The following is a 12,961-nucleotide window of genomic DNA, read 5'->3' as shown; positions in this document are numbered from 1 at the left end:
TAACTTTTTTTAGTATTGCCTAAAATTTTATTTAGATACGGCATAAAAACATGCAAAACTTATTACAAAGCGCTGTACAAAACGTAGAGTCGCCCAAGCTTTTGGAGCAAGTGCGCGGCAAGATTCGTCTTAAGCATTATAGTATTCGTACCGAACAAGCTTATTTGGAATGGATTAAACGCTTTATTTTACATTTTGACAAGCGTCATCCAAGTGAGATGGGCTCGGTAGAAGTAGAGGTGTTTTTAACGCATTTGGCGGTGGATCGACATGTTGCTGCTAGCACGCAAAATCAGGCGAAAAGTGCGTTGTTGTTTTTGTATAAAGAGGTCTTGGGTGTTGCATTGCCTTGGTTGGATAACGTTGAGCAGGCAAAAGCGCCTAAGCGCCTACCTGTGGTACTTACAAAAGCTGAGGTGCAGGCGGTGTTGGGTCGTTTAACTGGTACGCATTGGTTAGTAGCGAGTTTGCTCTATGGAACGGGGATGCGGATTTTAGAAGCCTTGCGTTTGCGGGTGAAAGATATTGATTTTGAACGCAAAGAGATTTTAATTCGCGATGGTAAGGGCTTTAAAGATCGCGTGACCATGTTGCCGCTTACCTTAGTTGAGCCACTTAAAACACATTTGAATCGCGTGAAGCAGTTGCATCAAAATGATTTGAATGATGGCTTTGGTTCGGTGTATATGCCACAGGCTTTGGGTTTAAAGTTTCCTTATGCTGGTCGGGATTGGGTTTGGCAATATGTTTTTCCAAGTGGTAAGTTGTCGCAGGATCCGCGTACTAAAGATGGTGATGAGCCTGTGATCCGTCGCCATCATTTGCAAGATCAGTCTGTGCAACGTGCGATGCGTCAAGCGGTGGTCGATGCGGAAATTACCAAACCAGCAACACCCCATACTTTTCGCCATAGTTTTGCGACACACTTGCTTGAAGGTGGTTACGATATCCGCACAGTTCAAGAGCTATTAGGACATTCTGATGTGAGTACGACGATGATTTATACCCATGTGCTCAATAAGGGCGGGCGGGGTGTGAGCAGTCCTTTAGATGCTTTATAACGTGTTTAGGTTGGTTTTAGTACTTTTGCTTAATCAAATCATACGTTTCTTTCACATTTCTTTGGCTAGTTGGCGCTAGCTAGTCTAAAATTACACTTTATTGTTTATTCACTTTTTTTACGGATTTTTACCATGCCAGTTTATCGTTCACATACCACTACTCACGGTCGCAACATGGCGGGTGCGCGCGCACTATGGCGTGCCACTGGCATGAAAGATGGTGACTTTGATAAGCCAATTATCGCAGTTGCTAACTCATTTACCCAGTTTGTGCCAGGACACGTACATTTAAAAGACATGGGTCAATTGGTGGCTCGCGAAATTGAAAAAGCAGGCGGCGTAGCCAAAGAATTTAATACCATTGCGGTTGATGATGGTATTGCGATGGGTCATGGCGGTATGCTTTATAGCTTACCTAGCCGTGATTTAATTGCAGATAGCGTTGAATACATGGTCAATGCGCACTGTGCAGATGCGCTGGTGTGTATTTCAAACTGTGACAAAATCACCCCAGGCATGTTGATGGCGGCATTACGTTTGAATATCCCTGTGGTGTTTGTATCTGGCGGCCCAATGGAAGCTGGTAAGGTAAACTGGGGCGGCAACACACATAAACTAGACTTAGTAGATGCGATGGTAGCGGCGGCAGATAGTAATGTGAGCGATGCAGAGTCTGACGCGATTGAGCGTTCAGCTTGCCCTACCTGCGGTTCTTGCTCGGGTATGTTTACAGCTAACTCAATGAACTGTTTAACTGAAGCGCTAGGTTTAAGCTTGCCTGGCAATGGTTCAACTTTAGCGACACATGCGGCACGTAAAGAGTTGTTCTTAAAAGCAGGGCGCTTGATTGTTGACCTTGCAAAACGTCATTATGAGCAAGATGACTACACCGTATTACCACGTAGCATTGCCAACATGAAAGCATTTGAAAATGCGATGAGCCTAGATGTTGCAATGGGCGGCTCTACTAATACAGTATTGCATTTGCTAGCTGCGGCACATGAAGCAGGTTTAGATTTCACCATGAGTGATATTGACCGCATTTCACGTAAAGTGCCATGTGTAAGTAAAGTAGCGCCTGCAACCGCTAAATACCATATGGAGGATGTGCACCGTGCGGGTGGCGTGATGGGTATTTTAGGCGAGCTTGATCGCGCTGGTGTGATTCACCGTGATACACCGATGGTACATAGCCCAAGCTTGGGCGATGCGCTCAATGAGTGGGATATTAAAGTCACTCAAAACGAAGATGTGAAGAAATTTTTCCGTGCAGCGCCTGGTGGCATTTCAACGACCATCGCGTTTTCTCAAAGCATGCTTTACCCAACGCTAGATGACGACAGAAGCGAAGGCTGTATCCGTGATAAAGCGCATGCTTACTCACAAGACGGTGGTTTGGCAGTGCTCTACGGCAATATCGCGTTAGATGGCTGTATTGTAAAAACTGCGGGTGTGGATGACAGTATTTTGAAATTTACTGGCCGTGCACGTATTTTTGAAAGCCAAGACGCTTCAGTGGAAGCGATTCTTGCCGATAAAATTGTAGCGGGTGACGTCGTGGTGATTCGTTATGAAGGCCCACGCGGTGGCCCTGGTATGCAAGAAATGCTGTACCCAACTTCATACTTAAAATCTAAAGGTCTTGGTAAAGACTGTGCATTGCTGACTGATGGACGTTTTTCAGGCGGTACCTCTGGCTTGAGTATCGGTCATGCTTCACCAGAAGCAGCTGAAGGCGGCGCAATTGGCTTGGTAGAAGAGGGTGACAAAATTGAAATCGATATTCCAAACCGTACGATTCATTTAGTCATTAGTGATGAAGAAATGGCGCACCGTCGTGCCAAAATGGAAGATAAAGGCAAAGATGCCTGGAAACCGGTTAACCGTGAAAGAGCGGTTTCTCCTGCATTGCGCGCATACGCTGCAATGAGTACAAGTGCTGCACGTGGTGCAGTGCGTGATGTTTCTCAAATAGAGAAATAATTTAAATAGATTAAACCTCACTTTTTAAGTAAGCGTTTTACGAAACGCTAAAAAGTGACAAATTGATAAGGTAATGTATGACATTAGATTCATTAGAAGACCATATCTTTAGAAAAAGAGACGGGCAGGGGTACTCAACGTTACACCCTCATGTGACCGTGACTGAAGATGAAACAGGTCTACAATATTTAGAGATAGATAACCCATTAGCAACGGCTAAAATCGCGTTGCAAGGCGGTCATGTCATGCAATGGCAACCAAAAGCAGAAAAGCAACCAGTATTATGGCTTTCTGACCATGCGCGTTATGTAAAAGGCCGTTCTATCCGTGGTGGTGTGCCCATTTGCTGGCCTTGGTTTGGCGCACATCCAACCGACAGCACATTGTGTCCGCACGGTTTTGCAAGAGTGATTCCATGGCAATTGGTCGATGTTGATTCAACTGAAACAGGTGCAACGCGCATTGTGTTGCAAATGATAGAAACACCAGAGGCAAAAAGGCAGCTTTCATACTCATACGTACTGACCATGATGGTCACGATTGGTAAACGTTTGAAAATTGATTTAGCTACCACGAACAAATCAGACCATCCATTTTTAATTGGTGAGGCATTCCATACTTATCTGCATGTGAGTGATGTTGGCAATATTCGCGTAACCGGTCTGCAAGATTGTCTATATGCGGATAAGTTACGTCAGTACAGACGTTATGTTGAACACAATGTATTGAAATTTGATGGTGAGTTCGATCGTGTTTATTTAGACCACAATTCAGACTGTTTAATTCATGACCCTATATACAACCGATTAATCCGTGTGGGTAAATCTGGTAGTGATACTACTGTTGTCTGGAGCCCAGGTGCTGAGAAAGCGCATGCCATGGGAGATATGGGTGATGCAGACGAATGGCGTAAAACGGTATGTGTAGAAACTGCCAATGCATTAGAAAACTCTGTGGTCATTAGCCCGAATAGAACGCATACGATGTCTGTTGAGTATAGTGTAGAGGCTTTATAAGTACATTTAATTTTAATTTTTTGTGCTGTCAACGCAGTGCCGATCGAAAGCGTTATATCCATCCTAAGTAATGTGAATTTAATTAAAATTGTTGAGTCAGATAATTTGTTATTTATTAACGAATCATTTGATTTAACACACTTGTCATAAACTAAATTATCAGTATGATAAGCGGGTTGTAAAATTTATAACTACTATTATTAAGCGTTAATTCAAGGAGATAGCATGAAAGCTTTATTATTAACAATCGCTACTGCTGGTTCTATGTTGCTTACTGTGCAAGCAGGTGCTGCAGTGGATGCAAAAGCTGCTGAAGCTTTAGCACAAAAAAGTGGCTGTTTAGCATGTCATACAGTAGAAAAAAAAGTATTAGGTCCAGCATATAAAGATGTTGCGGCAAAATACAAAGGCGACAAAACAGCTGAAGCAAAGCTAGTTGAAAAAGTTAAAAAAGGTGGTAGCGGCGTTTGGGGCCCTATGCCAATGCCAGCAATGGGTGGTCAGGTTAAAGAAGCTGACATTAAAACAATCGTTCAATGGATATTGTCACTGTAATCCGGTACAAGCTTCATGCAGAGTAAAAAAGCCAGCTCAAAAAGCTGGCTTTTTTGTTTGCAGTGATGATTAAAAATTATAATGGTTATGAAGATGTAGCCTAGTCTAACTCATTGGTTTATTAGTAGGTATTACTTAATCGTTGCTTATTACCAAACCTAAATGTCAATTTTTTAACTCTTTATATTTATTGAATGATTTTAAAAAGATAGAGAAATACGCCAATAATACCGATAGGTGCAATTACGTTATTCATCAAGATCCAAACTTTAAAAGACCATTGATGTAAATTCAACTCTTCTTGAACATGGCTATTTTTCATAAAGTAACCAGCAAATATTGCAATCAATAGTCCACCAAGCGGTAGCAATATGGTGGACGTCAGCTTATCTAAAGTATCAAAGATATTTAGGCCAAATATGATGGTAACGTTTTGCCATTCATTAAAAGAGAATACAACGCTGATCCCGATTAGCCAGATAATCAGTCCTAATATCGTTGTGGCAATTTTGCGAGAAATTTCTGTGTTTTCTACAACCCAAGCGATGGTTGGTTCAACAAGTGAAATGGCGGAGGTCCATGCCGCAAAAGCAACAAGGATAAAGAACAATGTGGCGATGAGGCTGCCACTAGGCATTTGGCCAAATGCAATTGGCAGTGTTTGGAAAATTAAGCCTGGCCCAGCATTAGGGGCTAGCTGATTAGCGAATACTAAGGCATAAATAGCAAGACCAATTAAAAGACCTAGTAGTGTGTCAGCCAGTGCAATATAAATAGTGGCGCGAGCGATTGAAACGTCACGTTGCAAATATGAGCCATATACCATTACCGAGCCCATCCCGAGGCTAAGTGAGAAGAATGCGTGACCAAGCGCAGAAAGCACGGCAACTGGGGTGATTTTAGAAAAGTCAGGGCTGAACATGAAGCGAAAAGAGGCACTCATGTCACCTACAGACATGCTGTAACCTAGCAGTATCAGCAGAATAGCAAATAGTGCAGGAATCAAAATGTTATTGGCTTTTTCAAGACCAGAGTTAACGCCACGTGCTACGACGCCCATGGTCATTATCATGAAAACGGTATGCCAAAATAGTAGGGTAAGGGGGGATGCGAGTAGTTGGTTGAAGTTAGCGGTGGATTGAGTGCCATCCATGCCGACAAAGCTGCCGCTTGCTGCTGCGCCAATAAAGCTCAGTACCCATCCGCCGATAACGCTATAAAAGCTGAGAATCAGGAGTCCTGTGATCATTCCCATGCCACCTAGATACTTCCAATGGCGAGATGCGTTAGCTTCAATCGCCAGTGTTTCTATACCGTTGAGTGGGTTTTTTTGTGCTCTACGGCCCAGCAGAATCTCAGTCATCATCAGCGGGATGCCCACAAAAAAGATGCAGGCGATAAACACTAGGACGAAAGCACTGCCACCGTTAACCCCTATCATGTAGGGTAGTTTCCAGATGTTACCTAAGCCAATAGCAGAGCCAGCGGTAGCCAGCATGAAAGTCCAGCGGTTACGCCATGCACTTCGATGGTGAGTCATGAGTAGTTGCCTCTAGTCGAATGATGATGCTTTAGTGACTGTTAATTGGTTATCGTTAATTCTTTAGCTCAGAGAAATAACGATTGGTTTCTGATTTTACTATCTTAGCCAGTAATAATAGGCCAATCAAATTGGGGATAGCCATCATGCCGTTCATCAGGTCAGAGAAGTTCCATACAAACTCTAAGCTAGTTGTTGCACCAATAATGACAGTGGCGGTGAATAATACGCGGTAGGTTGCGATGGCGCGTGGCCCAAATAAATACTCAATGGCTTTTTCACCGTAATAATTCCATCCAATTAAAGTGGAATAGGCAAATAGCGCCGTGGTGATGGCAACTATCATTTTACCTGTGTCACCTAATGTCTCTGCCATGCTGGCGCTAGTCAGTTCGGCTGCGCTAACACCTTGCGTCCAGGATGTGGCGGTGAGGATGACTAGGGCTGTCATTGTGCAGACCACTAGCGTATCAATAAACGTTTGAGTCATGCTCACTAGGGCTTGTTTGACGGGGTCATTAGTGCGTGCAGCCGCTGCGGCAATGGGTGCAGAACCTAAGCCAGACTCGTTAGAGAAAACACCACGTGCAATACCGTAACGCATTGCTGCTGCAATGGTCGCACCAACAAATCCACCTGTGGCTGAAATCGGGTTAAATGCATGATAAAAAATGAGTGAAAACGCGTGCGGGATTTTTTCTATATTCATGAACAGCACGAATAGTGAAGTACCTACGTACGCAATGATCATGAACGGTACTAAAAATGAGGTGAACCTGCCGATTGCACGTATGCCGCCTAAAATCACTAAGCCAGTGAGTATCATGAGCACCCAGCCTGTGATGTGTGGTGCAATATTAAAAGTGGATTCAAATATTTTGGCGGTGGCATTGGCTTGTGTCATGTTGCCGATACCAAAGGCCGCAAATGCGGTGAAAATGGCGAACATCGTGCCTAACCACGGTAACCCCGCACCCTTTGCTAAATAGTACATGGGGCCACCACGCATACCATGAGGGCCTTTTTCACGATATTTAATGGCCAATACGGCTTCTGCATATTTGGTTGCCATCCCAAGCATGCCGGTTACCCACATCCAAAATACAGCGCCAGGCCCACCTAGTGTAATGGCTGTTGCAACTCCTACAATATTACCAATACCTACGGTGGCAGCAAGTGCTGTCATGAGTGCTGCGAAGTGGCTAATGTCGCCCTCATGATGATGATCTTTGTGAAAAATAAGTTTGAGCGCTAATGGTAATGCGCGGAACTGCATGCCTTTGAGTAGGATGGTAAGGTACAGGCCAGTACCTAATAACAAGGTGAGCATTGGCGGGCCCCATACCCAGCCAGAGAGGGTTGCAATCACTAACTCAATCTTTTGCATAGGTGATTAATCCTTATTCATTATTATTTTGGATGGGGTATTAAGGATGATAGTCATCACTGTATTGTGAGGGCAGATTACCAAAATTAGCTGCTAAATAATACCTTAAGTGCTTCTATCATATAGTAGTGATCAAGCACACCAGCACTTTCTCTAATGCTGTGCATCGCCCACATGGGTGAGCCAACGTCCACGCTAGCCACGCCTAAACCAGAGGCCAAAATCGGCCCTATCGTGCTACCACAACCTAAATCGGTACGATGTGCGTATTGCTGAAATGGTACGTTGGCGCGCTCACACAGCGATATAAAGCGTGCGGCAGTATCTGCATTGCTTGCATAACGCTGATTTGCATTGGTTTTAATCACAGGGCCTTGGTTGACCATTACATGGTGACACGGTTCATAGGCGCCTGAATGATTAGGGTGGTAAGCATGTGCCATGTCAGCGCTCACAAAAAAGCTTTGTGCCAAGGCACGTAGGCGATCTTCTTCACTTAGTCCTGTATTAGCAGAGATGCGGTTAATCACATCTGATAAAAAGCTACCACTTGCGCCTGTCGCGCTCTCGCTACCTACTTCTTCATGGTCGAATAGTGCGCAGATGTTGCTTGATTCTTGGTTGGTGGTGTTGAGCAGAGCGGTAATCGCTGCGTGACACGAAGCTAGATTGTCCAATTGGCTGTTGGTAATGAACTCTTGATGAGCACCCCAGAATGCGCCTTTTTGGGTATCAAATACATTAAATTCAAATGTGAGAATATCTTGTGGTGCAATGTTAAGCGCTTCAGCGATATAGGCTAGAAATTGCTGGTCAGCTTCGATGCCAGCTTCGCTTTCACCAAATAATAATGGCAGTTCTGTTTGTTTGTTGAGCTTAAGACCTTTTTCATTCACTTCGCGATTCATGTGAATCGCCAAGTTAGGTAAGCGCATGAGTGCGTTATCAAATTTAAGCAATTTGATGGTATGGCCAGTTTCGGTGCGAACAGTCACACGCCCTGCGATACTTAAATCACGGTCTGTAAATGTTGCCAAAATTGGCCCACCATAGACTTCTACGCCAATGCGAAGCAGACCGTCAGTTTCATAAGCGGCTTTAGGTTTGAGTCTTAGGCTAGGGGAGTCTGTATGTGCTCCAACCATACGAAAGCCTGTATTGGTAATAGGTTTGTTGCCAAGGGTGAAGGCAATAATAGAGGCGCCGCCACGCACCACAAAATAGCGATTACCCGTGCTCAGTTGCCAAGCTTGGGTTTCATCTAATTTGGCAAAACCTGCATTTAAAAACTGCTGCTCAATATAATCAACCGCATGCCAAGGACTAGGGCTGAGATCAATAAAGTTGAGTAGGTCTTTTGCTAGCGCATGTGCTTGGGTGGAAATATTCATGATGTTTACTGGTTAAGAGAGAGCCAGTCTTTCTCAATAAGAAAATCACTGTAGAGTTTAGCTTCTGGGCTACCTGTTTCTGGCTTCCAGTCATAACGCCATTTCACAATAGGCGGCATGGAAAGCAAGATGGATTCGGTGCGGCCATTGGATTGCAATCCAAAAATAGTACCGCGATCGTAAATTAAGTTAAATTCAACATAACGTCCACGGCGGTAGGCTTGGAAATCACGCTCACGTTCGCCATAAGGTGTGTCTTTACGACGTTGCACGATTGGCAAATATGCTTGTAAGAACGCATCGCCCACTGTGCGATGAAAATCGAAGCTACGCTCAAAGCCTAGTTCGTTAAAGTCATCATAAAAGATACCGCCAATACCACGAGGCTCTTGGCGATGTTTTAAAAAGAAGTACTCATCACATTCTTTTTTGAATTTAGGGTAGAAACTGGTATCAAAAGCATCTAATGCAGTTTTGTTAGTGCGATGAAAGTGTTCTGCATCTTCAGTAAAGCCGTAATAAGGTGTGAGATCCATACCGCCGCCAAACCACCAGATATCTTGTTCTGTGGCATGTTGTGCTTTGGCGATAAAAAAGCGCACATTCATGTGTACGGTAGGCACATATGGGTTGCGCGGGTGAAACACTAAAGATACGCCCATCGCCTCCCAAGGGCGGCCAGCTGCTTCTGGATGTGCAACGCTGGCAGCAGGGGGTAGCTTGGTACCGATGACGTGAGAGAAGCCAACACCAGCACGTTCAAATACATTGCCTTCTTCAAGCAGGCAAGAGGTGCCACCACCACCTTCAGGACGTTGCCAGCTATCTTGTAAAAAATTTTTACCATCGACTAACTCAATGGCCTCAACAATTTTGGCTTGGAGGTTTTGTAAATAGCTAAAAACGTCTTGGGTATTCATGATGTCACCTTCAGGGCTTAGCCTTTAATCGCACGATAACCAATGTCAGTGCGGAACTGCGCGCCATCAAACTTAATTTCCTTCATGGCTTGGTAAGCTTGTTGTTGTGCAAATTTTACAGTTTCACCAAGCGCCGTTACACATAGTACGCGGCCACCGCTGGTGACCACTTTGCTATCTTTTTGTGTTGTACCTGCATGGAAAATATGGGTGTCTGCTAACTGATTTTCTAAGCCTGTAATTTCATCGCCTAGTCTTGGTGTTTCTGGATAATTGGCTGACGCCATGACAACGCCTAAAGCGACACGTCTATCCCACTCCGCTTCAGCACGATCTAATGTTCCATCAACAGCATGTTCCATCAGCCCAACTAAGTCACTTTTCAAACGCATCATGATCGGCTGTGTTTCTGGGTCACCCATACGGCAGTTAAATTCTAACGTTTTAACATCACCGTTAGGGCTGATCATTAAGCCTGCATATAAAAATCCAGTGTATGGAATGCCATCTTTCGCCATGCCTTCAACCGTCGGTTTAATAATTTCGCGCATCACTTTAGCGTGAATGGCAGGCGTCACTACTGGGGCTGGTGAGTACGCACCCATGCCGCCTGTGTTTGGACCTAAGTCTGCATCAAGAAGACGTTTATGGTCTTGACTAGTAGCTAACGGTAAGATGTTTTTACCATCGACCATGACCATGAAGCTGGCTTCTTCGCCTTCTAAAAACTCTTCAATTACCACGCGTGCACCAGCGGCACCGAGTTTGTTGTCTTCTAGCATCGCGTCAATGGCGGCATGTGCTTCATCTTCACTCATTGCCACTACAACACCTTTGCCAGCTGCTAAACCATCCGCCTTAATGACGATAGGTGCACCTTGCTGCTTAACATAATCGTGTGCGAGTTTGGCATCAGTAAATGTGCCATATCCTGCAGTAGGGATGTTATGGCGCATCATAAATGCTTTAGCGTAGTCTTTTGAGGACTCTAGCTGCGCCGCTGCTTTAGTTGGGCCGAAAATCTTTAAGCCAGCCGCGCGGAATGCATCAACTACTCCTTGAGATAGTGGTGCCTCTGGGCCAACTATCGTGAGGTAAATTTGCTCATCTTGTGCAAATCGCACTAAATCATCTACAGCAGTCATGGGAACATTCACCATATCTGGATTTAATGCGGTACCTGCATTACCTGGTGCTACATACACTCGACTCACTTCTTTATTGTGTGTCACTTTCCAAGCGAGTGCATGTTCACGACCACCACCACCGATAACTAAAATTTTCATGTATTTGAAACCCTTAAAAGTCTTTTGCCACAAACTTGCTGTAGGCTAGCTGTGGCAAAAGAAAAGCAAATGTATTGCACTAGTGATTTAGCGCTAAGATTAATTTAGTGCCTAAAGTGGCGAATCCCAGTGACTACCATGACTAAGCCATGTTCGTCAGCTGCGGCAATCACTTCTTCATCGCGCATGCTGCCACCTGGGTGAATTACGCAAGCTGCACCAGCTTCTGCAAGCACATCAATACCATCACGGAACGGGAAGAAGGCATCTGATGCAACCACCGAGTTTTTCAAAGTTAAGCCTGCGTTTTGCGCTTTAATTGCTGCAATCTTAGTGCTATCTACACGGCTCATTTGGCCTGCGCCCACGCCGAGTGTCATGCTGTTGCCACAGAATACAATTGCGTTTGATTTAACGTATTTCGCAACACGCCATGCAAATAGCATGTCTTGTAATTGTTCTGGCGTAGGTTGTTTTTTGCTGACAATTTTTAAATCATTTACGCTGATTTCGTGGTTGTCTGCAGTTTGAATCAATAACCCAGAACCAATACGTTTGGTGTCATGTGAGTTGCGGCCTTGCTCCCATGCAGTATTGCCGCCTTCTGGTAGTGCGATTTTAAGTACACGTACATTGGCTTTTGCACTGAAAATAGCTAATGCTTCAGCAGTGTAGTCTGGAGCAATCAATACTTCTACGAACTGTTTGCTCACGGCCTCTGCTGCGGCTTTATCTAAAGTAGTGTTGAATGCGATGATGCCACCAAATGCTGAAGTTGGATCAGTTTGGAATGCTTTGCTGTAAGCTTCAAGTGCATCCTTACCTAGCGCAACACCACATGGGTTCGCGTGCTTAACAATGACGCATGCGCTAGAGTCAAAGCTTTTTACAGCTTCCCAAGCAGCATCAGCATCGGCAATATTGTTGTAGCTTAATTCTTTGCCTTGTAGTTGTACAGCAGTCACCAGCGAGCCAGGTGCTGGATTGGTATCGCGGTAGAACGCAGCACTTTGATGTGGGTTCTCGCCATAACGTAAGTCTTGTAGTTTAACAAAACGGCTATTCACTTGTGCTGGGTAAGGGTTGCGAGTGCCATCTGCATTAAAGCTTGATAAGTAGTCGCTGATTGCACCATCGTAGTTGCTGATGCGATTAAACGCAGCCACTGATAGGGCAAAGTTTGTTGCTTGGCTGGTTGCGCCACCTGTACTTTGTAGTTCACGTAGTACATCAGCATATTGGCTAGCGTCAGTGACAACGGCAACATCTTTCCAGTTTTTAGCGGCTGAACGCACCATTGCTGGACCACCGATATCGATATTTTCGATAGCATCTTCTAAACTGCAGTTTGGATTTGCAACAGTTGCTTCAAATGGGTATAAATTCACTATCACCATATCGATGTTAGGAATGTTTTGTGATTGCATCGCTGATACATGTTCAGGTAAATCACGACGACCTAAAATGCCGCCATGTACTTTTGGGTGCAATGTTTTAACGCGGCCATCCAGCATTTCAGGAAAGCCTGTGTAATCACTGACTTCAATGACTGGGATATTATTGTCACGGAATAGTTTAGCGGTGCCGCCAGTTGATAAAATTTCAATACCTAAATCATGAAGGTTCTTTGCAAAGTCGATGATGCCAGTTTTATCAGAAACGCTAATAAGCGCACGTTTAATAGTTGCCATAAATTTATTCCATAATACAAATGATAAGCTGTGTTAGCTCTAACCCAGTGCCCAGCTGATAAGTTGCTAAAACACATTCAATTTTTGCTGCCTGTTATTTCTTGCTTGCTAAACTTGGCTTTTGACGTTGC

The 12,961-nt window shown here is 44.4% G+C and carries 10 protein-coding genes; 4 read left to right on the top strand and 6 right to left on the bottom strand.

Going from position 1 to position 12,961, the window contains the following annotated elements; genetic code table 11:
- Positions 1 to 50: 50 nt before the first annotated feature.
- From A391_RS0112430 to A391_RS0112415, 4 genes are all read left to right on the top strand, one after another.
- On the top strand, positions 51 to 1,061 hold the full coding sequence (locus A391_RS0112430; protein WP_019899701.1) for an integron integrase: 1,011 nt from the start codon (positions 51 to 53) through the stop codon (positions 1,059 to 1,061).
- Positions 1,062 to 1,193: 132 nt separating this feature from the next.
- Complete coding sequence (gene ilvD / locus A391_RS0112425; protein WP_019899700.1) at positions 1,194 to 3,044, top strand: dihydroxy-acid dehydratase; 1,851 nt, start codon at positions 1,194 to 1,196, stop codon at positions 3,042 to 3,044.
- 77 nt (positions 3,045 to 3,121) lie between these two features.
- Complete coding sequence (locus A391_RS0112420) at positions 3,122 to 4,060, top strand: D-hexose-6-phosphate mutarotase (RefSeq protein ID WP_019899699.1); 939 nt, start codon at positions 3,122 to 3,124, stop codon at positions 4,058 to 4,060.
- A gap of 225 nt (positions 4,061 to 4,285) precedes the next feature.
- Positions 4,286 to 4,615, top strand: a complete 330-nt coding sequence (locus A391_RS0112415; RefSeq protein WP_019899698.1) for a c-type cytochrome — start codon at positions 4,286 to 4,288, stop codon at positions 4,613 to 4,615.
- 187 nt (positions 4,616 to 4,802) lie between these two features.
- Here the strand turns inward: A391_RS0112415 and A391_RS0112410 are convergent, their stop codons facing one another.
- The 6 genes from A391_RS0112410 to purH form a co-directional block, all read right to left on the bottom strand.
- The gene (locus A391_RS0112410; protein ID WP_019899696.1) at positions 4,803 to 6,155 is read right to left on the bottom strand and encodes a sodium-dependent transporter; all 1,353 of its coding nucleotides are present in this window, start codon (positions 6,153 to 6,155) and stop codon (positions 4,803 to 4,805) included.
- Positions 6,156 to 6,210: 55 nt separating this feature from the next.
- Positions 6,211 to 7,542 carry an alanine/glycine:cation symporter family protein gene (locus A391_RS0112405; RefSeq protein WP_019899695.1) on the bottom strand — a complete coding sequence of 444 codons (1,332 nt, stop codon included), beginning with the start codon at positions 7,540 to 7,542 and terminating at the stop codon, positions 6,211 to 6,213.
- 86 nt (positions 7,543 to 7,628) lie between these two features.
- The gene (locus A391_RS0112400; protein ID WP_019899693.1) at positions 7,629 to 8,933 is read right to left on the bottom strand and encodes a M18 family aminopeptidase; all 1,305 of its coding nucleotides are present in this window, start codon (positions 8,931 to 8,933) and stop codon (positions 7,629 to 7,631) included.
- A gap of 5 nt (positions 8,934 to 8,938) precedes the next feature.
- Positions 8,939 to 9,853 (bottom strand): oxygen-dependent coproporphyrinogen oxidase, encoded by a 915-nt coding sequence (hemF, locus tag A391_RS0112395; RefSeq protein ID WP_019899691.1) that lies wholly within the window; start codon positions 9,851 to 9,853, stop codon positions 8,939 to 8,941.
- Between the two features lie 17 nt (positions 9,854 to 9,870).
- A complete protein-coding gene (gene purD, locus A391_RS0112390) occupies positions 9,871 to 11,139 on the bottom strand; it encodes a phosphoribosylamine--glycine ligase (RefSeq protein WP_019899689.1) in 1,269 nt (422 codons plus the stop codon).
- A 104-nt stretch (positions 11,140 to 11,243) separates the two neighbouring features.
- Entirely contained in the window at positions 11,244 to 12,830 is a 1,587-nt protein-coding gene (gene purH / locus A391_RS0112385; RefSeq protein ID WP_019899688.1) for a bifunctional phosphoribosylaminoimidazolecarboxamide formyltransferase/IMP cyclohydrolase, read from the bottom strand.
- Positions 12,831 to 12,961: the final 131 nt, after the last annotated feature.

Origin of the sequence: Methylotenera mobilis 13, from assembly GCF_000384255.1 — a bacterium.
Taxonomy (GTDB): domain Bacteria; phylum Pseudomonadota; class Gammaproteobacteria; order Burkholderiales; family Methylophilaceae; genus Methylotenera; species Methylotenera mobilis_B.
Note: the sequence above shows the minus strand (reverse complement) of the source record. Positions and strands in the feature narration are given on the sequence as shown.

Bases quoted from the DNA above. Each gene is read 5' to 3' on its own strand.
- A391_RS0112415 (WP_019899698.1), top strand. From the start codon at position 4,286: ATGAAAGCTTTATTATTAACAATCGCTACTGCTGGTTCTATGTTGCTT.
- ilvD (WP_019899700.1), top strand. From the start codon at position 1,194: ATGCCAGTTTATCGTTCACATACCACTACTCACGGTCGCAACATGGCG.
- purH (WP_019899688.1), bottom strand. From the start codon at position 12,830: ATGGCAACTATTAAACGTGCGCTTATTAGCGTTTCTGATAAAACTGGC.
- A391_RS0112405 (WP_019899695.1), bottom strand. From the start codon at position 7,542: ATGCAAAAGATTGAGTTAGTGATTGCAACCCTCTCTGGCTGGGTATGG.
- A391_RS0112400 (WP_019899693.1), bottom strand. From the start codon at position 8,933: ATGAATATTTCCACCCAAGCACATGCGCTAGCAAAAGACCTACTCAAC.
- A391_RS0112430 (WP_019899701.1), top strand. From the start codon at position 51: ATGCAAAACTTATTACAAAGCGCTGTACAAAACGTAGAGTCGCCCAAG.
- A391_RS0112410 (WP_019899696.1), bottom strand. From the start codon at position 6,155: ATGACTCACCATCGAAGTGCATGGCGTAACCGCTGGACTTTCATGCTG.
- hemF (WP_019899691.1), bottom strand. From the start codon at position 9,853: ATGAATACCCAAGACGTTTTTAGCTATTTACAAAACCTCCAAGCCAAA.
- A391_RS0112420 (WP_019899699.1), top strand. From the start codon at position 3,122: ATGACATTAGATTCATTAGAAGACCATATCTTTAGAAAAAGAGACGGG.
- purD (WP_019899689.1), bottom strand. From the start codon at position 11,139: ATGAAAATTTTAGTTATCGGTGGTGGTGGTCGTGAACATGCACTCGCT.